Source organism: Exiguobacterium sp. USCH10 (assembly GCF_037619445.1).
GTDB classification, from domain to species: domain Bacteria; phylum Bacillota; class Bacilli; order Exiguobacteriales; family Exiguobacteriaceae; genus Exiguobacterium; species Exiguobacterium aestuarii_A.
In genome coordinates, this window is record NZ_JAQPZO010000001.1 from 411730 (window position 1) to 434361 (window position 22632).

The 22632-nt window shown below is 47.5% G+C and carries 22 protein-coding genes; 7 read left to right on the forward strand and 15 right to left on the reverse strand.

Annotated features, from left to right (window positions below; translation table 11 throughout):
* Window positions 1-439: 439 nt before the first annotated feature.
* The 11 genes from radC to PQI28_RS02185 all read right to left on the reverse strand — a co-directional run bounded on the left by radC (window position 440) and on the right by PQI28_RS02185 (window position 10974).
* On the reverse strand, window positions 440-1069 hold the full coding sequence (gene radC, locus PQI28_RS02135; RefSeq protein ID WP_214785274.1) for a RadC family protein: 630 nt from the start codon (window positions 1067-1069) through the stop codon (window positions 440-442).
* Between the two features lie 23 nt (window positions 1070-1092).
* Window positions 1093-1677 carry a Maf family protein gene (locus PQI28_RS02140; protein ID WP_339962413.1) on the reverse strand — a complete coding sequence of 195 codons (585 nt, stop codon included), beginning with the start codon at window positions 1675-1677 and terminating at the stop codon, window positions 1093-1095.
* 141 nt (window positions 1678-1818) lie between these two features.
* Window positions 1819-2526, reverse strand: coding sequence for a hypothetical protein (locus PQI28_RS02145; RefSeq protein ID WP_339962414.1), 708 nt, complete (start codon window positions 2524-2526; stop codon window positions 1819-1821).
* Entirely contained in the window at window positions 2523-4091 is a 1569-nt protein-coding gene (pilM, locus tag PQI28_RS02150) for a pilus assembly protein PilM (protein ID WP_339962415.1), read from the reverse strand. The genes PQI28_RS02145 and pilM overlap by 4 nt, the downstream gene beginning before the upstream one ends.
* A 13-nt stretch (window positions 4092-4104) precedes the next feature.
* Window positions 4105-4857 carry a prepilin peptidase gene (locus PQI28_RS02155; RefSeq protein WP_339962416.1) on the reverse strand — a complete coding sequence of 251 codons (753 nt, stop codon included), beginning with the start codon at window positions 4855-4857 and terminating at the stop codon, window positions 4105-4107.
* A gap of 85 nt (window positions 4858-4942) precedes the next feature.
* Window positions 4943-5413 carry a prepilin-type N-terminal cleavage/methylation domain-containing protein gene (locus PQI28_RS02160; RefSeq protein ID WP_339962417.1) on the reverse strand — a complete coding sequence of 157 codons (471 nt, stop codon included), beginning with the start codon at window positions 5411-5413 and terminating at the stop codon, window positions 4943-4945.
* 142 nt (window positions 5414-5555) lie between these two features.
* Window positions 5556-6773 carry a type II secretion system F family protein gene (locus PQI28_RS02165; protein WP_339962418.1) on the reverse strand — a complete coding sequence of 406 codons (1218 nt, stop codon included), beginning with the start codon at window positions 6771-6773 and terminating at the stop codon, window positions 5556-5558.
* Window positions 6774-6779: 6 nt separating this feature from the next.
* Complete coding sequence (locus tag PQI28_RS02170; protein WP_214749689.1) at window positions 6780-7817, reverse strand: type IV pilus twitching motility protein PilT; 1038 nt, start codon at window positions 7815-7817, stop codon at window positions 6780-6782.
* Window positions 7810-9480, reverse strand: coding sequence for a GspE/PulE family protein (locus PQI28_RS02175; RefSeq protein WP_339962419.1), 1671 nt, complete (start codon window positions 9478-9480; stop codon window positions 7810-7812). Before PQI28_RS02175 ends, PQI28_RS02170 begins: the two co-directional genes overlap by 8 nt.
* 1 nt (window position 9481) lies before the next feature.
* Complete coding sequence (locus PQI28_RS02180) at window positions 9482-9766, reverse strand: hypothetical protein (protein ID WP_074032840.1); 285 nt, start codon at window positions 9764-9766, stop codon at window positions 9482-9484.
* The gene (locus PQI28_RS02185) at window positions 9763-10974 is read right to left on the reverse strand and encodes a G5 domain-containing protein (protein ID WP_074032836.1); all 1212 of its coding nucleotides are present in this window, start codon (window positions 10972-10974) and stop codon (window positions 9763-9765) included. Before PQI28_RS02185 ends, PQI28_RS02180 begins: the two co-directional genes overlap by 4 nt.
* A 158-nt stretch (window positions 10975-11132) precedes the next feature.
* Between PQI28_RS02185 and PQI28_RS02190 the strand changes: the two genes are divergently transcribed.
* Genes PQI28_RS02190 through PQI28_RS02200 form a run of 3 tightly spaced genes read left to right on the forward strand, consistent with a single transcriptional unit; the run spans window position 11133 to window position 13760 of the window.
* Entirely contained in the window at window positions 11133-11579 is a 447-nt protein-coding gene (locus PQI28_RS02190; RefSeq protein ID WP_339962420.1) for a type IV pilus modification PilV family protein, read from the forward strand.
* Complete coding sequence (locus PQI28_RS02195; protein WP_214875296.1) at window positions 11527-12090, forward strand: prepilin-type N-terminal cleavage/methylation domain-containing protein; 564 nt, start codon at window positions 11527-11529, stop codon at window positions 12088-12090. Before PQI28_RS02190 ends, PQI28_RS02195 begins: the two co-directional genes overlap by 53 nt.
* A gap of 17 nt (window positions 12091-12107) precedes the next feature.
* The gene (locus tag PQI28_RS02200) at window positions 12108-13760 is read left to right on the forward strand and encodes a hypothetical protein (protein ID WP_339962421.1); all 1653 of its coding nucleotides are present in this window, start codon (window positions 12108-12110) and stop codon (window positions 13758-13760) included.
* Between the two features lie 21 nt (window positions 13761-13781).
* Here PQI28_RS02200 and PQI28_RS02205 read toward each other — a convergent pair whose 3' ends face one another.
* The 3 genes from PQI28_RS02205 to PQI28_RS02215 form a co-directional block, all read right to left on the reverse strand.
* Window positions 13782-14402: a hypothetical protein gene (locus PQI28_RS02205; RefSeq protein ID WP_339962422.1), complete on the reverse strand. Its 621-nt coding sequence runs from the start codon at window positions 14400-14402 to the stop codon at window positions 13782-13784.
* Between the two features lie 44 nt (window positions 14403-14446).
* Window positions 14447-18316: an Ig-like domain-containing protein gene (locus PQI28_RS02210; protein WP_339962423.1), complete on the reverse strand. Its 3870-nt coding sequence runs from the start codon at window positions 18314-18316 to the stop codon at window positions 14447-14449.
* Between the two features lie 87 nt (window positions 18317-18403).
* Window positions 18404-19618, reverse strand: a complete 1215-nt coding sequence (locus tag PQI28_RS02215) for a bifunctional folylpolyglutamate synthase/dihydrofolate synthase (RefSeq protein ID WP_339962424.1) — start codon at window positions 19616-19618, stop codon at window positions 18404-18406.
* A 109-nt stretch (window positions 19619-19727) separates the two neighbouring features.
* On the opposite strand from PQI28_RS02215, the gene PQI28_RS02220 reads away from it, so the two are divergent.
* From PQI28_RS02220 to PQI28_RS02235, 4 genes are all read left to right on the forward strand, one after another.
* Window positions 19728-21164 (forward strand): protein adenylyltransferase SelO, encoded by a 1437-nt coding sequence (locus tag PQI28_RS02220; protein WP_339962425.1) that lies wholly within the window; start codon window positions 19728-19730, stop codon window positions 21162-21164.
* 89 nt (window positions 21165-21253) lie between these two features.
* Window positions 21254-21430, forward strand: a complete 177-nt coding sequence (locus tag PQI28_RS02225; protein ID WP_158024788.1) for a hypothetical protein — start codon at window positions 21254-21256, stop codon at window positions 21428-21430.
* Window positions 21427-21621: a hypothetical protein gene (locus PQI28_RS02230; protein ID WP_339962427.1), complete on the forward strand. Its 195-nt coding sequence runs from the start codon at window positions 21427-21429 to the stop codon at window positions 21619-21621. Before PQI28_RS02225 ends, PQI28_RS02230 begins: the two co-directional genes overlap by 4 nt.
* A complete protein-coding gene (locus PQI28_RS02235; protein WP_214760521.1) occupies window positions 21618-21794 on the forward strand; it encodes a hypothetical protein in 177 nt (58 codons plus the stop codon). The genes PQI28_RS02230 and PQI28_RS02235 overlap by 4 nt, the downstream gene beginning before the upstream one ends.
* Before the next feature lie 16 nt (window positions 21795-21810).
* On the opposite strand, the gene PQI28_RS02240 is transcribed toward PQI28_RS02235, so the two are convergent.
* The gene (locus PQI28_RS02240) at window positions 21811-22566 is read right to left on the reverse strand and encodes a hypothetical protein (protein ID WP_339962428.1); all 756 of its coding nucleotides are present in this window, start codon (window positions 22564-22566) and stop codon (window positions 21811-21813) included.
* Window positions 22567-22632 lie beyond the last annotated feature (66 nt).

Below are 22632 nucleotides of genomic sequence, written 5' to 3' on the forward strand. Positions count from 1 at the left end.
ATAGAAGTGTATGGTACATCGAACACCATGTGTTATATATTCATCACAATTATAACTGCGATAGCTGAAGTGGAATCTTCCAAATTTAAGTGTACGGGTCTGGATCGATCAGCTTGAAAAACGCGTCAAGGTGACTGAATCCATTCCTGCTATTAACGGCTTCAGGAAGAATGATCAAAAACCTCTATAAGTACATCTAGAAGAAATTGAGGCATCAAAACTTGTGATGCATAAAATTAAAAAATATTATAGCTTCCGCTAACTATCAATGAATGTGCAGAATATCTCTAGTAAGCAGGAAAGAAATCTATAAAGGAGCCTATGAAGAATCATGACCAAAGCAGATTTTATGTAGCTACAAAATCTCATCTTTGAAGAATAACAAATTGTAACACCAAACAAATAAAAAGCAGACATCCCGATGCCTGCTTTCCACTTCTCACCCATTCATATATCCCCGCTGCTTCATGCTGACGTAATGGTCTTCCCCGATGATGACGTGGTCGAGACACGCGATGCCGACGATGTTCCCTGCTTCAACCAACCGCTCGGACACCTCGATGTCTTCCCGACTCGGCGTCGCGTCCCCGCTCGGATGATTGTGCACGGCGATAAAGCACGCTGCTGATAACTTGAGCGCTTCACGGAACACGTCGCGCGGATGCACGATCGATGAATTGAGCCCACCGACAAAGAGCGTCTTCCGGGCAATCAGTTGATTTTTCGTGTTGAGATATAGACAGACGAAATGCTCCTGATTCAGTAGCCGCAACTCGTCTCGCAACAATTCATACGCATCTTGCGGCGACCGAATCGTCGGCATACTCGCTTTCGGCTCTTCGACGTATCGAATCCCAATCGTAAATGCGGCCAGGAGTTGCTCTGCTTTCTTCTTCGTCATTCCTTCGATTTTGCACAAGTCATGGACGGATGCCTGTGACAGCGCCCGTAACGTCGGATACACGTCCGAGATACGGCGTGCCGTCTCCATCGGGTCCGGTCCCCGTCCTCCAATTTGAAGCAATCTCGCGATGGCGGTCTCTACACTACGGTCAATCACCATGGTCATTCCTTCACCTACTTTCAAGGCATTCACAGGAAGCGAGGCGTCACCCCATGCCGGTCGAGCGTCTTGACGAGCGGATGAATCGGTAAGCCGACGACGTTATAAAAATCACCTTCGATTTTCTCAACGAAAAGTCCACCCGACCCTTGGATGCCATATGCTCCCGCCTTGTCGTATGGTTCTGAGGAATCAAGGTAATCTTCCATCCAACTCTCCGGAATCACATCGAATGTCACATGCGTCGTCGTGACGAACAAGTCCTGCGTCGCACCGATGATACTCACGCCCGTGAGCACTTCATGGGTCGAGCCGGACAAGCGTTCGAGCATGTGTTTCGCATCCTCTCGGTCCGCCGGTTTCTCCAAGATGACGCCGTCTAAGACGACGACCGTATCCGCGCCGATCACTATAGCATCTCGATGATTCCGTGCGACATCCATCGCTTTCTCACGGGCAAGACGGGCAACGTAATCACTCGGGGACTCCTTGCCGTCCGTTCCTTCCATCACGTTCGATGGGATGACTTCATGCTCGATTCCCGCTTTACGCAGTAGCTCCGTACGTCGTGGTGACATCGAGGCGAGAATGACACGCTTCTGTGTTGACTTCATTGTATCGACTCCTTCTCTTCTTCTGAAACGGGCTTCCTTGCCGTTTCACACTTCTCTGTTGATTGTAGGCAACGCGCGTCGTAAATACAATCACTCGGGTCGAAAAAAACGCCCCTTCATTTTTTGAAGGGACGTATCGATTCATGGTGTCGTATAGTCGTAAACCGGGATATCCTTCTGTTCGAAAGCTGGTTCCGGGATGTAACGATCTGGAACGAGTTGATCGAGGTCCGGGCGATAGAAAGCATCCAGCTCGACCGTAAAATCAAGCTCCTGTACTTCTTCGACTGTATTCGGTCCTGTCTCGGCTGGTCCCGTGAATTGAATCGTTCGCAACACATGGATGCGGTTCATCGACTCAATCGATTCCAAGAACGAGACGAGGGCATCATACGTTTCGGCTTGAAGGGTCACGGTCGAACGAATTGTCGAGGCGTTGACCGGTGCGACGTCTGTCGGTTCAGCCGGTTCATTCGTCTCACTGACATCAGCCGGATTGAACGGCTCGACTGTCTCAGGTACTTCCGACTCAGCTACTAGCCCATCGGCGAACGCGATACTTGTGACATCAACGCCAGCTAATAAACTTGCCTGTGACAACGCCTCGACGACCGTATCGAGTGCGGGTGCCGTCGGAACGCGTGTCTGTAGCGTTTGTGAGTCTGCCACGTCAACGGCTTTCCCTTCCTGACGCAACAGTTCTAGCTTCGTCCGTTCGAGCGAGAGGTCACGTTCGAGCGCCTCGACTTCTCCTTGTTTGATGAAGTACGTATAGCCGAAGTAAGCCGGTGCTACGACGGCTGCGAGCAGGCAAATCGCAAATAACGCATAAATTGTCGAACGTTTCATTGACTCACCACCTCCGCATCTGCTTCCTCTTCTTCAGTCAATTCTTCCTCCACGTCTTGGAACATGAACGTGAACTCTCCGATATAGCGTGGAAGCGGGTCTTCTTCGAATGAATTTTCCTCTTCTTCCTCTTCTGCCGCCTTCAATTCGGTCGTCACGCCGAGAAGCTTCACGTCAAGGAAGCGTTCATCGGTCATGAGCGAACGTTGGAAGGCGTTCAAATCCTCGAGCGTTTCAAATTGTGTCCGTACGCTCATAATCGAGCCGTCCGCGTAGTTATACGTCAACACGTAACCCGTCGGAGGCAATTGTTCAGTCAACGCCCGTAGTGCCGGCACCGCATCTTTCTCCATGTCCGTCAACGCTGTCACGGTCTGGTCGAGCGAGAGCACTTGTTGTGCTTTCGAGTTCACCTGTTCGCTTTGATAGATCTCGACAAGTTGGAGTTCCTCTTCAATACGTGCTTGTTCTGCTTCCAATTGCCCCACCTCGTAGTACAGATAACCGGCCGCGCCTCCTCCGAGGAGAAGTGCGACGAGTCCCGTCACGATTGGCCAACGGAGCGTCACATCGGTCGAGTTGATAAAGTTCGTATCCTGGTCCCGTTGAAGCGTCGCCATCCCGAGTAAAGGAAGCATCTGATGCGATAGCGGTGTCCCATGTGCAATCGCGAGCGGTTGTTCGACCCGTGTGACGGAGACGAGGGACTCGGATTGAATCATGTGAACAAGATCGTCTACTTCAGGAACCGTTCCCGAGACGTATAAGTGGTCGATGGCGCGACCATCCGTCCGTAGCGAGTAACGATAGAAATCGAGGAAACGGGCGAGTTCGTTCAACCAGTCATCCATCTGATTCGCTTTCATCTCATCCGTTCCATTGTATGTATACGTCACGACGCCGTCTTTCGTCCCGACTTGGTACGGAAGGTCTGACTCGATGGAACGAATGAAGCGAATCTGTCCTTCTTCTAACACCAACAATTGATGCGAGAATGGTGTCACGTGCCAAATGAGCGTCGACTGGAGCGAATCGATGTCTGATAAACGCATGACGCCGTTCGCGACTGCGACGGAGCGTGGCGTGATTTTCTTCAATGCGAGACCACGTTTTTTCATATACGAGCGCAGCGACTTCGTCAGTTCAATCGATACAGCATGAAGCATGACGTCCGTCTTGACCCCGTCTTCACCTAACACTTCATAATCGAACGACACATCGTCGAACGGTAAGATGATAGAACTACCGATTTCCATGAACAAATAGCCACGGATCTCATCCTTCGGAATCGTAGAAGGAATCTCGACTTTCCGGGACAACACTTCCGTCTCATCTAATGCGACCGCACACGTCATGCCACGACGGACTTTCAACTTGCGACAGAGTTCGTCGAAAGCGAGACTGAACGCCGTCTCGTCTAAGATTTTCCCTTCTCCGTACGCGTCTTTCGCTAACTGAACCGAGGCGCTTCGCTTGAACACACCTTGTTTGATGACGGCACCGTGGATGCTGAGCGCATCAAACGAAAAATAGGTGACCGTCCCTTTCTCTATCCCACGACTCATGATCGTTTTCCCCCTACATCAACTCAAAATACCAATCAAAAAAGCTTTCACTAAACCAAAACGTCAACATCGTCCCGAGCGCGATCGATGGCACGAACGGAATCGGTTGTTTTCGTCCAATTTTTTTTGAAGCAATCAAGCCCACTCCGACAACCGCTCCGATCAAGCTCGACAAGAACAACGCGACGAGCACATCCCGTGGACCGAGCACAAGGCCGATCATAGTAAACAATTTGACGTCCCCTGCCCCAAGTCCCCCTTTTGAGACGAAAAAGACAGTCGCTAAAAGAGAAAAACCGAGGAGCGCCCCAGCAAGCGGCGACCACCACGTAGCTCCTGCCACATAGGTAAGGACGAGTAATATCGGTGCCGTGACACGCAAGATGACGTTCGGTACGAGCATCGTCGATAAATCAGATACAGCGAGCGCCAACAACGTCGATAAGAAGGCGAACGCGAGAAGCGTCGTCATACTAAACCCGTAAAGTGTAAAGCTATAGCCATATCCGATGGCTCCGAGCAATTCAAAGATCGGATACGTCGGCGCGATCCGCTCGCCACACCCACAGCATCTCCCTCTGAGAGCGAGATAGCCGAAAATCGGGATGAGTTCCCACGGTGACAATTCGTGACCGCAAGACGGACAATGTGAGCGCGGTGTCACGATTGATTGTTGGCGTGGCACGCGGAGCCCGACGACGTTCGTGAACGACGTGATGACCGCCCCGAGGACGATGCTGTATAAGAATCCAATCAATTCGATCAAGGAAGGATCCTCCTTTTGTCAGTATATGCCAAAAATAGAAAACCGGCTAGGCTGAGCGAGTGCCCAGCGCCAGCCGGAAGTCTATTTATTTAAGTGTTGTTGTTTCGATACTATTTTCAGCTATAGGTTTAGCTGCTGTTCCTAAATCTTTTTTTCCATCTATGAACACTGAATATGTGTAAGACCCTTTTGCATCGCGACCAACTTTAACTAAACCTTTAGTATAAGGTGAGTCTCCATACGGATCCTTTGTTTCTTGCATATAAGTTGTAGCATCAACTTCGGGACTTGTTGCAGCTCCCGCAAGAATCAGAACTGTGTTATTAGCTACGTCATTTGAAGCAGTATACAATTTAGCTGCACTTACCATTTGTTTTGCATCAGATTTCAATGCATCTTCTTTTGAGTTCTCAATAATCCCACCAATCGCAACAACCGCGATGGCTGCGATAATTCCTAAAATAACAACGACGACGAGTAACTCGACGAGTGTGAGTCCACGCTCATCTTTTAATTGTTTGGCATCTTGCCAAATCATTTTCAATTTCTCTACCATGATTCATTCTCCCCTTTTGTGTGTTGTGCTGCATGTAAAATAGATTCATTACGAAAGACCTAAACTAAAAGTAGAACAATTTTACTATACCTTCTAAATATAGTATTGAAAAGGTATATTTTCAAAACTCTGCATATTTCGATTATTGATTTTGAATATCTCCATAGATTTGGAACATCGGAACGACAATGGAGATGACGATCACCCCAACGACACTCGCTAGGACAACGATGAGAAGTGGCTCGATGATCGACTTGAGTCGATCCGTCGTCGTCTCGACTTCCGTCTCATAAAACTCGGCGACTTCGTTTAACATCGAATCTAAATCTCCACTTTCTTCTCCGACCGCAATCATTTGCGTCATGAGCGGCGGGAAGTTCGAATTGCGCATGAGCGGCTCGTGGAGCGGAATCCCTTGTGCCATCATTTCCCGTGCTTCCGTCAATCCTTTTCGGATGACGCGGTTCGACACGATGCGTTCCGTGATTTCGATGGCCGTCAAAATCGGTACCGCCGCCTGTAAGAGAACGGCCAAGCTTCGCGTCAGTAGCGCGATTTGCGACTTCGTCACGATTGGTCCGAAAATCGGCATCTTGAGCAGCAAGCGATCGATGACGAATCGTTCCCGGTCCCGCTTCAGCATCCACGTGAACACAAGCACCCCGAATATGGCGATGGCGAGTAATAGCCACCAGAACGCCGCGATAAAGTCTGAAACAGCGACGACGATTCTCGTGATGAGCGGAAGCTCACCGCCGAGTTGACCGAAGATGCTCGCGAACGTCGGAACAACATTCACCATCAAGAAAGCGACAACGCCGATGGCGACAATCGAGACGACCAACGGATACGTCAGAGCGGAGATGACTTTCCGCTTCACATCATACTGTTTCTGGAGTTGGAGCCCAATCTGGTCGAGCGCCTCCTCCAAGTTACCGCTCGTCTCCCCGGCAAGTGCCATCGAACTGAAGAAGTTCGAAAAGACGCGTGGATGCTTCTTAATCGCCTCAGAATAAGCGATCCCTTCCTTTAAATCGTCCTCGACTTGACTGAGCGTCTTCTTCAAGACTTTCGACTCGGTCTGTACCCGCAAGATGGACGTCGCGCGGACGATCGGCACCCCCGCCCGAATGAGCGTCGCGAACTGCCTGACATACATGATCAGATGTTCGATCTTGACGCGTTCTGGTAGGATGTTGACCTCTTTGTTTAGTCCGGTCGACTCAAGTTCGGACAAGTCCGTCACGAGAATCGATTCTTGGCGTAACTTATCTTTTGCCTCCCGAAGCGAGACGGCCGTGATGCGACCTTTCTTACGCTTTCCATTCAGGAGCTTTCCTTCATACTGAAATATCGCCATCACTCATCACCTCATCTCTTCTGTCGGGACGGCGTTCGGATTGATGATCCCTTGCCGAACGAGCTGTTCAATCGCGGCATCCATCGACTGCATGCCATGCTGGCGACTCGTCTGAATGACGGTCGGAAGCTGGAACTCTTTTTCGTTTCGAATCAAGTTGGCGACAGCCGGGTTCCCTAACATGATCTCCATGGCGGCGACACGGCCTTTCGGCACGTCAATCCGCGGGAACAATCGTTGACTGACGACGCCGAGCAAGACGTTCGCGAGCTGCGTCCGGATTTGATCTTGCTGCTCAGCCGGAAACGCATCGATGATTCGGCTCACCGTCGACATCGCACTCGACGTGTGGAGCGTCGCCATGACAAGGTGTCCCGTTTCGGCAGCTGTCATCGCCGTCGAAATCGTTTCTAAGTCACGCATCTCCCCGAGCAAAATGACGTCCGGGTCTTGGCGCAAAGCGGCTCGTAGACCGCTCACGAACTTCATGACGTCCGAGCCGATTTCGCGTTGGTCGACGATGCTTTGATCGTGTGAATGCAAATACTCGATCGGATCTTCTAACGTGATGATTCGCTTCCGTTGCGTCCGGTTGATCTCGTGAATCATCGCCGCAAGTGTCGTCGATTTCCCAGAACCGGTCGGCCCCGTCACGAGGATGAGACCATGCGGCTTCTCAATCAGTCGCTTCAACACCGTCGGCAAGTTGAGTTCATTTAATGTCGGGATTTCCCCGGAAATCGAACGGAATGCGATCGCAATCGTACCCCGCTGATAGTAGGCGTTGACACGAAAGCGTGAGACACGCGGCACTCCGAACGAGAAGTCGAGATCACGCTCATGTTCGAGGCGTTCCCGCATGTCTTCCGTCATAATTTCTTTTAAGTATCCTTCAAGATGTTGAGGCAATACTTTCTCCTCACCCATCGTGATCAGACTCCCATCCACCCGGATGATTGGTGGAGAACCCGCCGTCAAATGAATGTCCGATGCGCGTCGCTCGACCGCATTCGTCAAGATGACTTCAATCGATTGATTAATCATAAGCACTCTCCGTAATGACCGTTCGTAATATTTCTTCCGTCGTCGTCAATCCGGCTGCAACTTTTTCTAGCCCGTCAGCTAATAAGAACGTCGCCCCTTGTGACTTCGCATATTCCACCATCTCAGACTCGGTCGCCTGGTTCATGATCATCCGTCGTAATCCCTCGTTGATTGGAATCACTTCATGGATGGCGAGACGCCCTCGGTATCCTGTCGAGTTGCATGAAGAACATCCTTTTCCACGAACAATTCGGTCGATGTGAATGCCTTCTGCTTCGAAGAGGCGTTGTTCACTTTTCGAGACCGGTTCTGCCTGACCACAGTCACGACAGACACGTCGTACGAGACGTTGCGCGACAAGCCCGGTCGTCGAAGCGGCGACGAGGAACGGTTCGACACCCATATCGACGAGACGGGTGATGGAACTGATGGCCGAGTTTGTATGTAGTGTCGAGAGGACGAGGTGTCCCGTAAGTGAGGCCCGAATGGCAATCTCGGCTGTTTCCGTGTCTCGAATCTCCCCGACCATGACGATGTTCGGGTCTTGTCGTAAAATCGAACGAAGACCAGATGCAAACGTCAAACCGACTTTGGAGTTGACCTGAACTTGGTTAATCCCATCGAGCTGATACTCGACTGGGTCTTCTACCGTAATGATGTTTTTCGTCTCGTCATTCAATTCTACTAGTGAGGCATAGAGAGTCGACGACTTTCCTGAGCCGGTCGGACCGGTGATGAGAATAATGCCGTTCGGACGTTTGAGCATTTCGCGATACGCTTGCTCGTTTCGTTCCCCGAATCCTAGTTTCGTCAAATCTGTCAGCCCTTGCGACGAGTCAAGCACTCGAATAACAATCTTCTCCCCGTACATCGTTGGGAGTGTCGACACACGGAAGTCATAGGCGCGATTGCGTAACGTATACTTGATCCGTCCGTCTTGCGGGAGACGACTTTCCGTGATGTCGAGGTTACTCATGACTTTAAGGCGCGTCAGCATGACACTTTGAATTTTCTTCGGATAAATCGTTTCCGTACGCAAATCTCCATCAATCCGAAACCGGACATGAAGTTGTTTTTCATGTGGGTCGAAATGGATATCCGAAGCTCGTTGATCGATTGCACTCAGGAAGATTTGGTTCACGAGGCGAATGATTGGGGCATCGTCGCGATTCATCGTTTCTTGTTGATCCATCTCCGGTGCATCTTCTTTTAAAATCTCGACGAGTGAATGATCCATCTCATAATAACGACTGATCGTCTTCCGAATTTGTTCACGTGTCGAAATGCCAATCTCGATATTCATCCCGGTCTGCAGACGGACATCATCGATTGCAATCAAATCGAGCGGGTCGGCCGTCGCGATATGAAGCGTGTTTCCGATTAACTGATATGGCATGACGTCATGTTTTTGTGCCAATGCTTTCGGCACGAGCTTCGTGACCGTCACGTTGATATCCTGTGCATACAGCTCGATAATCGGCACACGTAGTTGTTCATGAATCATTTGAATCAATTGCGTTTCGGTAATGTGGTTCAACCGAATGAGTGTATCCCCCAGCTTTTCACCTGGGCGTTTTTGTTCGAGCGCCTCATCGAGCTGACTCGTCGTAATGAGTCCCGCCTCGATGAGCATCTCGCCGAGTCTTCGTTTCGTTCGTCTCACGTTACTTCACCATCCTTTGAGGAGCCTCCTCTTGCTCGACTTCCCTCTCTTCGACGAAAGTACTGGCCGTCACTCCACCAATCAATATGACAACGAGTAGGAACCACGCCCACCATGCTTGCGTCAACGACTCCGTCACCATGTAGTAAATTCCTGCTGAAAGAAGTGCTGTCCAGACACTGATGAGTAATTTCGTTTCACGCTTCTTCATCGATGGGACAGACAAGGCGAATAACGTCAATGTGGCCAATACCCAAAAACCAAGTAAAATCATATAACCAATCATCCGACTGCCTCCTGATCTGCGGGGTCTTCTTCAAATACGGGCGGTTCTTCAAAGTTGTCATTTAGTTCATCGTCAAAAACCGGGTCTTCTTCCACCTCTTCATCAGGGAATGTTGGAATGACTGGTTCGACCGGTTCAGGTGGCGGAAGTGGGACCGAGCTCTTCGTCACGATTTCCGGTGTCGGGGCATAAAAATCAAATCCGAGCAATTCCATCGTTTCTCCTTCTTCCGTCACTTTGACACGGTACAACTTACCTGACTGGCCAGATTGTCCAGATTGTGTGACCGATGAGCTGCCTGACGGAAGTGACGAAGAGAAACGGACGACTTTTTGATAAGGAACCGAAGTCACTTCTTCCACTCGCGCCTCGTAAGCCGATTCAAACGGTTGACCAAGTAATTGTACGGTCACCGCATTCCCTTCATTTAAAACAAGAATGGCGTATGATGACTTCTCACGGTTTTGCACCGCAAAGTTCGAGCGGGCGTCCACTTTCGTGTCATATCCGAGTTCGACACCAGATGGAAGCGTCTCATGTGGCACACGTTCAAGAATGGCGAACGGCGTGGCAGCAAACATGCGATAGAACGAAGACCCGAGCGTCGTGAGCGCCTCAAAGTCTTCCCCGAACGATTTGAGACTAAAGATATCACCTGCTGCCATCTCGAATCCGTTCATTCGATCGAGCGTGGACTGCATCGCCGGAGTCGGGCTCACGGTAAACGAAGCGACGACTTCACTCTCCGCCGCGACTTGTTCCAATGCGACCGTTGACTCAAGCATCGATGCCGCTTCCATCAATGCCGGGGCAATCATCGTCATCGTCACAGGTTGACTTTCGAGATATGGTTCGACTTTTGACTCATCGATTGCGGTCAACAATGGATATTCGCCCTCATCTGTGATGGCATCGAGCGTGTTCGGTACATCGAACGTCACGACTTCTTTTCCGATTTCAATGACGGTCCCGTCCATCAGATTGACCGAAAACGGCATCGTGTTGAAATCTTTGATGGCGTTATCGAGACGAACGTCAGCCTCTTCCTTCGTCATCCCGGAAACATCGACGCCTGCGACTGTTGTTTCTGTATATGTAGTACTTGACTCGGCGGACGCATCTAAGTAATTGACGAGTCCGATGGTCGGTAGCGTCACGAGCATGACGAGTCCGATCAGAATGAAAAGATGCATCCCATACCGCTTCATGTAAAAATCCCCCTATGTTTCATATGTCTTCTATTCTATGTATCCGTTCAGTGTGTAACTTTAGTATAATATGTATTGTACAAAAAATAACATTTTATTCAGTATTTCATACGTTATTTTCCGAAAGTTTTACTTTTTTTGAATAGGAGGTCAATGTTTTGTCAAATTCCGAAAAAGGGTTCACGCTCATCGAAGTACTCGTCTCCATCGTCGTCCTCTCGATTGTCTCATTTTCGTTACTTGCCATCTTTACTCAAAGTCTGAAAACGACCCACGACAGTCTCAATCAGACGATCGCCAACCAAGTGGCACAAAATACGTTACATACATTGAACCGTCGCGCCGCAACAATCGAGCAACCACTCAAATTGAGTCAATTGATAAATCAAGACGGAACGTGCGATTTTTGTAAAGATACACGAATTCATGGGGATACATATGTCGCGACGATTGAGTCCTTATCTCCAGAACCGGGACACACCATCGAGGTCAAAATTTCGGTTACAACTAGTCGGTTACAAACGCCCGTGACCTTGAAAGGAGTCATATCGAATGCGACATTACGCGAACCGTTTCCTGAAACGGCTGTACCGACAACTGACTGATCAAACAAAGCGTGAAGACGGCTTCACGCTCGTCGAGTTGCTCGTCACGGTCGTCGTGGCCTCGATTTTAAGCGGGGTTATCATCACAGCCTTCATCACGGGAACGCTCGGTTTTCAGATGACGAATGAAACGAGTGAACTTCGAAGTGAGGCGGACTATTTGATAGCGTCCGTTCTCTCTGACGTGAACCGAACTGAATTTGACGCGGTGACGGAAATCGACGGAACATTCCAATTTTATCGGTTGTCCACACCTGGTATCTCGGATGCTGGAATGATTTATCGGGAGGCGGGGTACGTTCCGACAGAGTTGGTCCTGTCGCCCGATTCATTCACTCCATCTAATCCACAAATCATTGTGGAACGGATGACCATTAAATTAGAGGAACCTGTCTTTGATTCACGACGCCCGACCTATATGACGGGTGGTCTGATTGAAATCGAAATGGACTTGGTTCAGACGAATGATCCGGATTCGGTGACCACATTCAAAAGTTCAATCCCATTTTAAGGAAAGGAGGTATGTTGATGCGAAAACGTGAAGATGGTTACGTCCTCGTGCTCGTGCTCGTAACGATGGCAGCTCTTGCCGTTCTGTCGCTTGCTGCCATGCAAGTCAACTTGGCGACAAATAAACTGACAGTCATCCGGACGGAAGACACACAATTGAATGAAGACGCGAAAAGTGCACTTCGACTCATTGCCGATGAGGTCCGGACCGAGTTCCCGCTTCATGGCGATATGGAGCTCCCGGATCATATGGAATCGGAAGCCGCTTTTAATAGCAAAGTACAATCACTCATTGTCAGCGATGAACCTTTCACTGCGTTGACGACAGATAGCGAGGTCCGTTACTCGATTGAACTGAAGCGAGATGCTACGGATACCGAGGTACAGACGGCACCGTTCACCACCATCCTACAAGTGAACGTCACGGCGTCTCGACAAGTAAATCCAGAACAGCCTGAGCTTTCGGTCGAATATACACAAGACCTGTATTTGACGGCACTCCCGTCCTTCCTGTATTACGTCCTCGGGTCTGACGAACAGTTAAACGTGAACGGTATGCCGACAGTCAAAGGAAATATGTACTCGAACGGACCGCTAACGTTTAATCGAGATGCCAATTATCAACTTGGTTCCGAGCGACTTACGATTGAAAATTTGAACTCCAGTCGGTTCCATTTAGATGGTCGAATCGATTTATCTAATCAAGGAAGTTGTACAAGTTGCCAACAGGAAAACTATTTCACCGCCGGAGACGAAGAAGCTGGCGAGAAAGCCGATGTGGGCGTCTCCCCGAGTAGTTTCTCACCGTTCCAATATGACTATTCGATTATCGAGTTTTTGAACAGAAGTCTCGATTCGAAGCTCGCGTATACGAGTAATATAGAATCCGAAATTTTTGTTAATAGTTTGATTGAAAGAAAGGATGACGTATTTGAACTCGAACGGATTTTATCGGAAGATGGGGCATCCATTATCGATCGTCCGACGCCTTACTTGAATGCAGATGCATACAATCGTTTATCGGAACCGACCATATTAAAACGACCTGATCTCATCCTCAATCGCCCCATGTACGTCACCGAATCCATCACGGAATCAAATGCGCCTCTTCTTTTTGATGGGGACGTCGTGATTGAATCGATTGATGAACTAACGATTGCGCGACCGTTAATTGTAAGAGGGAACTTAACGATTCGAGGAAACGTATCGTTTAACTCGACCGTGTATACACTCGGCGATACGTTCATCGACCGTGCCAACATTCTTCCGATTGATGAAGCGAAAGGAAACTCACTCATCCTCTTATCGAAGGGGAAGATTTTATTGAATCGAATCAACGAATTTGTTGATAGCACGCCGACAACACTTCAAGCCTTCATGTATAGTGACTCTGAAGAAGTGACAAAGGTCTACGCGGTCGGCTCCATCCTTGAAATCAATGGAGGTCTATATAGCAAAGGACCGCTAGAAGTGAACGTATTTAGAGGGAAATTTAATGGTGGGAACGACTTAAGTCCAGCTGAGAACTTCGACCATCAAGAACCTCGCCAAGAAGCTGACTATTCTCGCTTAAAACTGACCTATAACGATGCCGTGTTTAATCAACTCGACACGTTACCAATCACGAATCAGCTCCAGTTCTTTGTAAGTCATCCTGTTCAAATAAAATAAGCGAGAGGCTGAGCCTCTCGCTTATTTTATTGGCACGTTTAACTCTTTTGCATATGCAAGATCTTGACTCGTTAAGGTATATCCTTTTTCAAGTAGAACCGTTAACAAATGAGGTTGATAGGCACGTAAAATCAGTGGAACAATTTCATCATAAGGGATGTCTTCCGGTTCCATCCGACGAATCATGTCTTCAAAAGCATTCGCATTCCCTTCTGCCACCATGACTTGCAACAATTGGGGATGTTCTCCCCAATAAGAAGAAGGCAATCGGTCATGCGCAATGTGCCATTTTTCAGGGTCATCGCTCATTCCATATAAACCTTCTATCAACAAGCGACCGTTCTGCTCCACATCAAGAGGCGCACCTAACTCAATCATCTGTTGAAACTCGTCTACAGAAGAGGTATCAGCGATATTAATCCAATCTTCAGATTCTAATGACAAACCAGCTTCATACAACGTAATGACAGAAGCGGTGTTGTGATAATAGTGCGCGAGCTCCATCCACTGTGCTTCAGCTTGGATGAATGGACTATCAAGAATGTGTTCGACTTGTTGTTGATCAAATGACACAATCGCTTCTTCTAACGCTTGTTTTTGCAGATGAATATAAACGAACGTTACAGTGATGCTTAATAACACCACTGTAACTCCTATACCAATCCATTTCTTTTTTTTCGAACTCATTAGTAATAATCACCTGCATCATTTGGAGATTCTGGGTTCGGATCTGAACCTTTTTTTACACGTACATAAAATTCAGAATACACAACCTCTGGACCTTCCCCAGCTTCAAAGTATCGACTAACATCTTCTGTCGCCACCTGAACTTTTGCAAGCCCTGGCTTTTTCAATTTTAATTTTGTGTTGTCCACTACCTCTACTACATCATTCCCCTGGACGACCCGCATACCATAACCACGCACGGTCGAGGTCGAAGGATAAAACTGTGGCACGTAGACAAATGGAGAATTTTCAACATATAGTTCTACGTTTGGAGAGACGATACGTTGTGGATATTCTTTTACCGTAATCTGTGAACTGACGAATTGGCCACTAAAGTCACGGAAGGCACCGGTCACAAGAATCGGTCCTACGTTTGGATATGTTCCTTGGACGGCTTGTACTTCAACTCGTTCCGACGTCGGACTACCAATAAACTGAATCGCTGGGTTTTGGTTCGCTATCGACCACACAATCGGAAGTGGCTGATCTGTATTTTGGTTCAAGTTCAAGGTCACACGCTCTCTTACCATCTCTGAGATGAGTTCCCCGTCTACTTCCTTCGTTTTTTGATAGACCCAAAGGTCATCAGTTCTCGGCGTCAACGTCATGGTCGGAAGTGAAATCTTCACAGTCGTAAAAATCGGTGCAATCGTTCGACCAATTGGTTGATTGATGAGTGACACTTTCACTTTTGCCGTTCCAGGCTTTTTGGCAACTACATTGACTTGTTTTGAATTTAGTTGGGTTGTCACCAAGTCACTGCCTTCCACGAATTCAAAGGCATAATTTTGGTATTTTTCAGTTTTAGACTCAACAGTCGGTTTCAATGTCCCGCTTTGTCCAACTAATAGTTCGAGCGAATTCACTTTAAAGTTTTTCACGGGATCGATGACAATTACATCGATTTCATTGGAGACAACGGTTTGATTTCCTTTTGTATAACTCACTTTCACTTTTGTACTTCCTGGAGTCAAACCAGTTAAAATCCCACTATTGTCTACATAGCTTGACGCGACGGTCGCTACCTCTTTCGCTGAACTGCCCCAAACCAAGTTCAATTTTTTACCTGAATCCGGTTGAATAATTGGAACAAGTTGAACCGTATCGCCAACTTCGAGTTCAATCGGTCCGTTCAATTGAATAGATTTAATTTGTTTTTCCGTAATCGAAGTACGCAGTTCAGTTAACTTTCCTTTCCCTTCTTGAACAATGTCTTTACCGTTAGCATTATTGTTCGAGGCATGATCCCCGACGAACTTATACGAGTAAGTTCCTTGTGAAAACTCATAGTCCCCAATCGTTTTCGCAATTAATTGAATTGTATTATTTCCTTCAAATGGAATCCACATTTTTTGGGATTCATTATAAATTTCAAGTCGATTTTCATCAATTTTGCGAAGCTTCGCTGAGACTACATTCCGATCAGTATCAATGGACCATCCACTCGGTTGAGTGTCTGATAAAGCATATCCCGCTGGCACGACTTCATTAACTTGAATTTCCCATGTTTTGCTCTTATAGGACTTTTCGTTCGGTCGAGAAATATCAGGCTTCTTGGTCGACACATCATATGTGAGTGTTGCTTTTTGATCCACCTCTACAATTGTAGGCGAAACAGTTCGTGATACATGAACAGCTTCTTTAGAAGGTTTGACCTTTACATTAAATTTTTCAGTGGTTACAGCCCCACCGCTATCTTTTGTTTCAATCTCTACTCGAAGTGTTCCATCTCCCTTAATATTATGTTGGTGGAATAGGCTTTGTACTTCATTATTCTTCACCGTTTGATAGGACGGCTCAGATGAATTTGATTGCGGGAAAACTTGTTTCCCATCAATTACAACACGGGTTTGTAAGCTCCGGTCTTTAAAATCATAATCGATTGAGTTCCAAGCTAAATAAAGTGGCTCCACATCATAAATAGATCTTACGTCATTCTCGATTGGCGGAGAGAGCACCTCAATTTTAGGGGCGTGGTTAGATCCGATGAAGGCGCGGAACATGGTGTTCACAAAAATCTGCTTTTCTGGTGTTTGTGGAAAAGTCGTCTGATGACCGGCACCAGTATAAGTCAAATTATTTACCGTATACATATAATAGTGATGTGCAGCATCCCCGGTTGTATGTTTGTCACTTGACAAGTTATACCAAACCGTCAAATCCTCATTCGCTAGATCTAGCGAGAAATATTGGCTATGCGTTTGTGAGACCATATTATTTGATGATTTAGCTGGCAAATCATAAGGATATTCCGTGAACAAACCTGTTGCAATCTGCTCAACTTTTATAGTCGTATATACACCACGTTTCCCAAAGTTGATCAAATTTTTAATGGCAAAGTCTTTTCCAAATGCTGTTTCCCATTCGCGCTGGCTAGTAGGATCTTCTTTATATCCGTTTTTACCTGGTAAACGGTAAAGCATATCGTGTGAAAACATCACACCTTGTCCACGTGATATAAATTCTTGTAGAGCTTTCGTTGTATTCGAAATTATGGCAGCATCTTTCGAATCATTTTTTAACTTTCCATCGTAGCCTAAACGTCCAAATGAATCTTTGAATCCAAAGATAATTAAATCCTTCTCATAGAACCACTTTTCAATAGCCGGATCATAGTTCGAAGATTGTTTGTCGGCTTTTTCTATTTTACTTTCAAAGCTCTTTAGGTCTGTAATCTCCAAATCAAAATTATAGAGTCCACTTTCGTTCAGCATATTCTTGCTAGTTTCGCCTACATTGTTGTCCATATTTCCATCAAACGTCTTAAATAAATTACTTCCATCATTTTCAAAAGCTGTTACTTGTAAAATTTTCGCTTTTGCCAGTTCATCTTTTAATAAAAATCGTCCCGTTCGATAATGGTAAGTCTGGTTGGCCTCATCCTTTACAATGACTTTCCAGTAGCGAGGGCTTGTGTAACTCGGTGCATCAATCGTATAAGAAAGCGTATCAGTTGCTTTAGCCGGGACAGTCATGACCTTTTCTTCTAAAGAAAATCGGTCATTACTATCAAAGTCGATATAAAGTTCAACCGTTGCCCCACTCGATGGAGTTGCATTTAACGAATAGGAAAAATCAATCGCTTTTCCACGAACAGCAAAGTTACCGGCGTTTGTGATTGACACCTGATTCGTCAACAGTTTCCCTTCCTGTTTGACTGTGACTTCTTCAAGCTTCGTTATCTGTCTTTGTTGGAAAAGTTGCTTGATTTCGTTAGAAGCAGTACTTGTTTGATCAAATACCTTCAATTTTTCTTCACTTTTAAGTGATTCAAAGTTTCTGACTATAGATTGACCAGTTAAAGGCGAGAAGGCATCTGCATGAATCCACACTGGAATTCCAGCCTTCATCAATTTTAATAAATCGTTTACACGTAACGTTGTTAAGTCGTTATCTTTTTCCTTTGTAGCATACAAAGATTCTATGTATTCTTTGTATTTATTACTCGATTCATCATAAGGAGTGCTATTATCACCGGAAGGTTTCTGATAATCGTATATAACTTGCTCTGGATTATATTTTTTACCATTGGCAGCCCCCGAAGGAGAAAAAACGATAGCATCATAACGTCCAAGTAGGTCATATCGTAACGCATTGAATTGTTTCATCGACATTTTTTGAACGTCAAAATCACTGCCGACACTAATCCCATCGACTTTTCCGTTCACTTGTTTTGGAATGTCCGTCACTTCCAAAATCACTGGTTTGACCGGCGTATTCGCCGATACGGTTGAATACATTTCAAATAAAGTTGTGATGAGGAGTGATGTGATAAAGACGATGGCGACGAATGCCGTCACGGGTCGTTTCAATCTACGTTGACTGACCATGCTGCGTTTCCTCCTTGGAAGTTTCGAATGATTTTTGACATACGTTCTCATATTCATTCATACTCTTTCCCTCGTCTGAACACAACCTTATTTTTTCAAACTTTGGAAATGAGTTCTTACTTCACTAATGAAATAAAGAGACCCGGTCACAATCAACGTCTCACTCGTCGGTGCTTCCATCCACTCATTCATCCATTCCTGCCATTCAACGAAGCGTGCCCCATCTTTTATAAGCTGCTCTCTCGTTCTCGCACGCGGAAAGTCGAACGTCGTCTCGTACACGTCGCCAATCTCTTGAAGCGCGTGAATCATCGTGTCTCGGTCCTTGTCCGCCAAAATAGCCGTCAGGACTGTCACATCTGTCTCTTGTTTAGCTTGCACAACCAACGCCTCGATGCCTTCCTGGTTATGCGCCCCGTCCAAAATCACCCGTGGTCGTTTGGAGACGAGTTCATATCGCCCCGGATGTTGTGCCCGCTCAAGTCCCGACCGAATCGCCTCTTCCTTCCAACCGAGATGACGCGCTACGGCGACGGCACATGCCCCGTTATAAGCTTGATGATGACCCGTCAACCCGAGCACGACAGGTGGCATACCCTCATATGTAACGACAGTCCCAGCCCCGTCCTCGATTTCTGTCACAAGTGTTCGTACATCATGAATCGAAGCGCCTACGTCTTCTCCTTTTTGAAGCAATAGTTCAATCAACTTTTCCTCACCGACACTATGGAACATCGGCACGTCACGCTTCACGATGCCGTACTTCTCCATCGCAATCTCTTCAAGCGTATCGCCGAGAATCCCTTGATGATCATGTCCAATCGACGTCACGACGGTCGCAAGTGGATGTGTCAACACGTTCGTCGAGTCCAGTCGTCCCCCGAGACCGACTTCCCAAATGATCACATCAGGGCGTGTGTCGTCAAAATAGCACCATGCCATCATCGTCAACAGTTCAAACTCCGTCAGCGTCTCTGTTGCTTTGTCCGCACACGCTTTGACACGGTTCGCCACGTCGACGAGCGCGTCTTCTTGAATCGGTTCCCCGTTCAACATAATCCGTTCCTCGAACTGAATGATATAAGGCGACGTGAACGTTCCGACGGATAATCCATTCTCTATCGCCATCGCCCGTAAAAATGCAACGGTCGATCCTTTTCCGTTCGTCCCTGCCACATGAATGGATGGACGTTCTTCTAATCCTAACTGCTCAATCATCCAGTTCATCCGCTCAAGACCCGGTTTGATCCCGAAGCGAAGCTGTCCACTCAACCAATCGAATACATCTAGTCTCGTCTTCATCTTCCACACTCCTACTGTTTACACTTCTGTTTCATCTTATCAAAATTCACGACAGCCGTTATGGAAAACAGTCTGTGCTATACTCGAAGCGAAGAAGGAGGCATGCGCCATGACAACTGACTGGAACTTCGAGGCGACGTACCTCGAACTGCGTGACATTTTTTACGACCGTGGACCCACCCATCCGGTCGACAATCCGACACTCGTCTTGTTTAACGATCCATTAGCCGCTTCGCTCGGACTTGATGCAGAAACACTTAAACAAGACATCGATTTACTTGCCGGTAATCATCAAACCGAGACGTCGTTCTCGCAAGCCTACGCCGGACATCAATTCGGTAACTTGACGATGCTCGGGGACGGACGGGCCCTCATGCTTGGGGAACACGTGACTCCGAACGGGAAGCGTGTCGATGTACAACTGAAGGGCTCCGGACCGACGGAGTACTCTAGAGGTGGCGACGGACGAGCCGCACTCGGGCCGATGGTACGGGAATTTATCATCAGCGAGGCGATGCATGCTCTCGGCATCCCTACGAACCGGGCACTCGCTGTCGTTCAGACTGGAGAAACCATCATGCGTCAAGGTCCAAAGCACGGAGCTATCCTGACCCGGGTCGCCTCGAGTCACTTGCGTGTCGGGACGTTCCAATTCGCGGCAGGTGCCGGCTCCATCGATGACGTCATCGCGCTCGCGGAGTTTGCAATCAAACGTCACGATCCAGACCTCATCGATGCACCCGATCGCTACAAACAATTCCTCGGACGCGTCGTCGAAAGACAAGCGAGACTCATCGCCAACTGGCAACTCGTCGGATTCATTCACGGCGTGATGAATACGGACAATATGTTCATCAGTGGAGAAGGTCTCGATTACGGACCGTGTGCGTTCATGGATACGTATCACCCGGAGACCGTCTTCAGCTCGATCGACCGGGAAGGGCGCTACGCCTACGGAAATCAACCGTACATCGGGTCTTGGAACCTTGCCCGACTCGCAGAGACATTGCTGCCGCTGCTTGGGGAGACGAAAGAAGAAGCAGTCGATGTGGCGAACAAACAACTCACCCGCTATACGGAGTTGTATAAAGAAGCCTACTTTACCGGACTCGCGCATAAGATCGGCATATACGTCCGAAAAGACGGTGACGATGCACTAACCGATGAACTGCTCCGCTTGATGATGGAGACAGAAGCAGATTATACGAATACGTTCCGCTCGTTGACGCTCGGTGAAATCGATTCGCTTTCATTTGCAACTCGGGAAGATGGGAAGGCATGGATCGATGCTTGGCAAAAACGCCTAAGCGAACAAGGTCTACCAGACGAGGACGTAAGTCGAATCATGCGCCAATACAACCCGGCCGTCATTCCTCGAAATCATCACGTCGAAAAAGCAATCCAAGCAGCAGAACGGGGTGACTTCGGTCCGACCGAGGCGCTACTCACGATTTTACGTGATCCTTATAACTACGACCAACCGTCTGAGTACGTATCAGCAGGTCCACCGCGGACGTATCCCTACCAGACGTTTTGTGGCACATGAACCATTTCGCATTTGCGAGATGGTTTTTTTGAATCATTTTCCAATCTTCTAACGTAGGATAAGGTATTCCAAAAGGGAGGTACTTATATATGCGCTTACTCACCTCACTCGTCTCGTTAGGATTTGCCTGTTTACTCGCACTCGAGCTTTGGCAAGCCCCATACTTAAGCAATATCGTCTGGGCGATGCCCGTCTTTTTCTTGAGCGTGTCGTTCGTCCAGTACATGAAACATCTGAATGAGTCGGAATGGAGTGACACAAAATGAAAAAGCTGATCCCATTGATGATCCTCATCACCACTTCAGCATCATATGTAGTGTATAGTCTATATTTAACTTTAGTCGGTCAACCGATTCAGCCACAGTTGACCGGTGTGGCAATCGGTCTTCTTTTCACGTCTTCATACTACATCACAACAGGCCGTGTGCCGTTTTGGAGTGAAGAGGAAGAGGCATGAAACGCATCTATATCGCTCTCTTGGTTATTGGTGCGACTCTATATTCCACGTATATCGTCCACCTGTTTCGAATCGGTTTCACCACCCCACTGTATACTCAACTCCCGATGCTATTGGGGATTGGAGTCATCGTCTGGTGGCTCGTACAAACAAGACCCGAACGTCGCTCTTGACGCTCGGGCCTTGATATTATTCTGAATCCTGAAAAGGAAATGATCCTGATGAAGGTTTCGGTAGAGAATCAGCTAGCTTCAACAACTCCTCTTCCGAGATATTTCCCGTTATGATGATCAGCTTACCTTGAGATAAGTAATATAAGCCGTTCCCGTATGCTTGCTCCAGTAGGTATGGTTTTGGCTGATCCGATATCTCCCCTTCGATTTCAGTGAAATCGTCCGTCGCAATAATACTGATGAGGTGTGTCTCATCGTATAACGTCCAAAGCTTCACGGGCCAATCGTTAACTGAGTAGTCAGAGCTGATGACTTCCATCTCTTTGACTGGAAGATCTAATCCCTGAGTAGACGCACTGGACGTATCGGGTACACCGAAGCGTTGCATCCCGCGTTGCGCCCATCCCTTCTTACCATCATGAATGAATACGCCAAACGGGTTTTCACGGTCAGGGACGGTCATCGCAACTAAACCGATTCCTCCGACCATCGTCTCCGTTAAAATGTGATCCTTCGACAACTGTTTTGTTGAGCCATCTTCATATTGAAGGGTGATTTGTGCCACGACCGCGTCAGAGACCTTTTCTGTCCCTAGTGGTACTTCGGCAATCATCGTCCCTGTCACTTCTGCGTCGGGAAATTGTGATTCATCGATTCCTTCCACTTGCTCTACTTTTTTCACCTCAACCGTCTCCACAGACTTCGTCTCTTTTGGTGCCATACACCCCGCTAGCCCCAACACAAGAACACAGATTACCCCGATTCGCTTCATCTCATACCCCCATTTCCATGATTCCTAATGTTTAGCACCAATCCAAAATCTCTTTTGTACATAAAG

Bases quoted from the DNA above. Each gene is read 5' to 3' on its own strand.
- radC (WP_214785274.1), bottom strand. From the start codon at position 1,069: ATGACCATGGTGATTGACCGTAGTGTAGAGACCGCCATCGCGAGATTG.
- PQI28_RS02140 (WP_339962413.1), bottom strand. From the start codon at position 1,677: ATGAAGTCAACACAGAAGCGTGTCATTCTCGCCTCGATGTCACCACGA.
- PQI28_RS02145 (WP_339962414.1), bottom strand. From the start codon at position 2,526: ATGAAACGTTCGACAATTTATGCGTTATTTGCGATTTGCCTGCTCGCA.
- pilM (WP_339962415.1), bottom strand. From the start codon at position 4,091: ATGAGTCGTGGGATAGAGAAAGGGACGGTCACCTATTTTTCGTTTGAT.
- PQI28_RS02160 (WP_339962417.1), bottom strand. From the start codon at position 5,413: ATGGTAGAGAAATTGAAAATGATTTGGCAAGATGCCAAACAATTAAAA.
- PQI28_RS02165 (WP_339962418.1), bottom strand. From the start codon at position 6,773: ATGGCGATATTTCAGTATGAAGGAAAGCTCCTGAATGGAAAGCGTAAG.
- PQI28_RS02170 (WP_214749689.1), bottom strand. From the start codon at position 7,817: ATGATTAATCAATCGATTGAAGTCATCTTGACGAATGCGGTCGAGCGA.
- PQI28_RS02180 (WP_074032840.1), bottom strand. From the start codon at position 9,766: ATGATTGGTTATATGATTTTACTTGGTTTTTGGGTATTGGCCACATTG.
- PQI28_RS02185 (WP_074032836.1), bottom strand. From the start codon at position 10,974: ATGAAGCGGTATGGGATGCATCTTTTCATTCTGATCGGACTCGTCATG.
- PQI28_RS02195 (WP_214875296.1), top strand. From the start codon at position 11,527: ATGCGACATTACGCGAACCGTTTCCTGAAACGGCTGTACCGACAACTG.
- PQI28_RS02200 (WP_339962421.1), top strand. From the start codon at position 12,108: ATGCGAAAACGTGAAGATGGTTACGTCCTCGTGCTCGTGCTCGTAACG.
- PQI28_RS02210 (WP_339962423.1), bottom strand. From the start codon at position 18,316: ATGGTCAGTCAACGTAGATTGAAACGACCCGTGACGGCATTCGTCGCC.
- PQI28_RS02215 (WP_339962424.1), bottom strand. From the start codon at position 19,618: ATGAAGACGAGACTAGATGTATTCGATTGGTTGAGTGGACAGCTTCGC.
- PQI28_RS02220 (WP_339962425.1), top strand. From the start codon at position 19,728: ATGACAACTGACTGGAACTTCGAGGCGACGTACCTCGAACTGCGTGAC.
- PQI28_RS02225 (WP_158024788.1), top strand. From the start codon at position 21,254: ATGCGCTTACTCACCTCACTCGTCTCGTTAGGATTTGCCTGTTTACTC.
- PQI28_RS02230 (WP_339962427.1), top strand. From the start codon at position 21,427: ATGAAAAAGCTGATCCCATTGATGATCCTCATCACCACTTCAGCATCA.
- PQI28_RS02235 (WP_214760521.1), top strand. From the start codon at position 21,618: ATGAAACGCATCTATATCGCTCTCTTGGTTATTGGTGCGACTCTATAT.
- PQI28_RS02240 (WP_339962428.1), bottom strand. From the start codon at position 22,566: ATGAAGCGAATCGGGGTAATCTGTGTTCTTGTGTTGGGGCTAGCGGGG.